The organism is Cellulomonas sp. NPDC057328 (assembly GCF_042667215.1).
In the GTDB taxonomy this organism is placed as follows: Bacteria; Actinomycetota; Actinomycetes; order Actinomycetales; family Cellulomonadaceae; genus Cellulomonas.
In genome coordinates this window covers 1-1,812 of sequence record NZ_JBHUZW010000213.1, presented here as the reverse complement: position 1 = coordinate 1,812, position 1,812 = coordinate 1, and the positions used below count along the sequence as shown (strand labels likewise).

The 1,812-nt window shown below is 75.3% G+C and carries 2 protein-coding genes; both read left to right on the top strand.

The genetic code is table 11. The features are described 5' to 3' along the window. The first annotated feature begins 165 nt into the window (after positions 1 to 165). Positions 166 to 711: a GNAT family N-acetyltransferase gene (locus ACFUMH_RS19045; RefSeq protein WP_378209204.1), complete on the top strand. Its 546-nt coding sequence runs from the start codon at positions 166 to 168 to the stop codon at positions 709 to 711. 57 nt (positions 712 to 768) lie between these two features. Then, complete coding sequence (locus ACFUMH_RS19040) at positions 769 to 1,710, top strand: 2-hydroxyacid dehydrogenase (protein WP_378209202.1); 942 nt, start codon at positions 769 to 771, stop codon at positions 1,708 to 1,710. Positions 1,711 to 1,812: the final 102 nt, after the last annotated feature.

Sequence of the window (1,812 nt, the reverse complement as noted above, 5' to 3'; positions counted from 1 at the left end):
GGGACGCGCGTCGGCGCCGGCACCCCGCGGGGTGCCGGCGCCGACGCGCGTCCCCCGCCGTGCCGGGGGCGTGCAACACCCGGGTCACACGCCCGTCCTACGATGACGCGACGGCACCGGCCGTCCCAGCGACGACCGCACGGGCGGACGAGGCGGAGGTGCGCGATGCAGAAGCCCACGGTGCAGGGCGAGATGATCGTCCTGCGACCGGTGCGCGAGGACGACGCCGACGCGATGTGGGACATGCTCGCCGACCCCGAGGGCAACCGCCTGACCGGCACCACGCAGACGTTCACGCGCGACCAGGTCGAGGCGTGGTGCGCGAGCCGCGAGGCGGCGGAGGGCCGGTACGACTTCGCGGTCACCGCCAACGGGTCCGACGAGTACCGCGGCGAGATCGTCCTCAACGACATCGACGAGGACGTGCGCTGCGCGGGCCTGCGCCTCGCCATGCGGCCGGTCTACCGCGGCCGCGGGTACGGCACCGAGGCGATCGAGCTCGTGCTCGAGTTCGCCTTCGAGGGACTGGGGATGCACCGCGTGGAGCTGGAGGCGCTCAGCATCAACACGCGCGCGGTGTCGCTCTACGAGAACATCGGGTTCCGCGTCGAGGGCCGGCGGCGCGACGCCTACCGCGACGGCGACGGCTGGTGCGACGCGATCGTCATGTCGATGCTCGAGGACGAGTTCCGCACCCGCGAGCCCGACTGACGCGCCCGCCCGCCTGCTCGTCCGCACGACCGCCGACCGAGGGACCCGTACCGCACCGTGCTCACCGTCACCGTCCCCGACGAGGACCTGCTCACCCGCCTCGCCGACCTCGCCGCCGCGCACCCCGACGACCTGCGGCTGGTGCCGTGGGACCTGCGCGGCCCGCTCGACCCGGCGGACGCCGCGGACGTGGAGCTCGTCGTCGTGCCGCACTACTTCGTGGCCCGCGAGGGCTTCGCGGTGCTGCACGACCTGCCGCGACTGCGCTGGGTGCAGCTGCCGAGCGCCGGGTACGAGCACGCGCTGCCGCACCTGCCCCCGGGGATCACGCTCCTCAACGGTCGCGGCGTGCACGACGCCGGCACCGCCGAGCTCGCCGTCGCGCTGACGCTCGCGGTCCAGCGCGACCTGCCCGGTGCCGTGCGGGCCCAGGACGCCGGCCGGTGGCAGAACCCGTTCGGCCCGTCGCTCGCGGACCGGCGCGTCCTCGTCGTGGGGCAGGGCTCGGTCGGCCGTGCGATCGACGCGCGGTTCGCGCCGTTCGAGGTCGAGCTGGTGCGCGTCGCGACGACCGCGCGCGACGACGCCGACGGGCACGTGCACGGCGTCGACGAGCTGGGCGACCTGCTGCCGGACGCGGACGTCGTCGTGCTGGCGATCCCGCTCACGCGCGCGTCGTACCACCTGCTCGGCGCCGAGGAGCTGGGCCGCATGAAGGACGGCGCGGTCCTCGTCAACGTCGCGCGCGGCAAGGTCGTCGACACGGACGCGCTCCTCGCCGAGGTCACCGCCGGGCGCCTGCGGGCGGGCCTCGACGTCACCGACCCGGAGCCGCTGCCGGCCGAGCACCCGCTCTGGCGCGCGCCGGGCGTGCTCATCACCGCGCACCAGGGCGGCAACACCGACGCCACGTACCCGCGCGTCGCCGCGCTGGTCCGCCGCCAGCTGGAGGCCCTCCTCGCCGGCCGCGACCCGGCCAACGAGGTCGCCCGCACCTGACCCGCCCGCAACCCCACGACCGCCCACCTCACCGCCCACCTCACCGCCCACCCACCACTGCGGTAGATGCGTCACGAGTGCGGGTGTTGCAACACCCGCACT